The 537-nt window shown below is 59.0% G+C and carries 1 protein-coding gene; it reads right to left on the minus strand.

From position 1 onward, the window contains the following. On the minus strand, positions 1–284 hold a 284-nt coding region (locus ACP4IX_RS36575; RefSeq protein WP_426559001.1), incomplete at its 3' end, for a (2Fe-2S)-binding protein. Positions 285–537 lie beyond the last annotated feature (253 nt).

A 537-nucleotide genomic window follows, 5' to 3' on the forward strand; every position in this document is an offset into this window, starting at 1 on the left:
TGCTCGCGGAAGGCTTCCTGCATCGGGTGCAGCGGAGCGCCGTCGGCAGCAAGACCCTCGATGGTCTTGACCTCGTGCCCGTCGGCCATCACCGCCAGCGTGGTGCACGACTTCACGGCCTTGCCGTCGAGATGGACGACACAGGCGCCGCATTGCGAGGTGTCGCAGCCGACATGGGTGCCTGTCAGCCGCAGATGCTCCCGCAAGAACTGGACGAGCAGCGTGCGCGGTTCGACTTTCCCTGTCACGGGATTGCCGTTCACGATCAGTGAAATCTTGGCCATCAACACTCTCTTGTTTTCAGCTTGGCGCCCAGATTGTGGGACTCAAGTTCTGGGACTCACGCAGCACCGCATGGCGCGGCGCAAAACGCGTTTATAATGGTTCCAAATTCATAATATGGGCCATTGCGGCAATGAGCAACCTCATGGCGCGCCGCTTCCGAACAAGAAGGCTTGATTTGTACGAGGACCTGATATGCCGAAACGGCCTCAGCCCGTCTTCACCGCGTCGGCGAACTTCGCAAAAAATTCATCG

Source organism: Streptomyces sp. WG5, from assembly GCF_049974565.1.
Classification (GTDB): domain Bacteria; phylum Actinomycetota; class Actinomycetes; order Streptomycetales; family Streptomycetaceae; genus Streptomyces.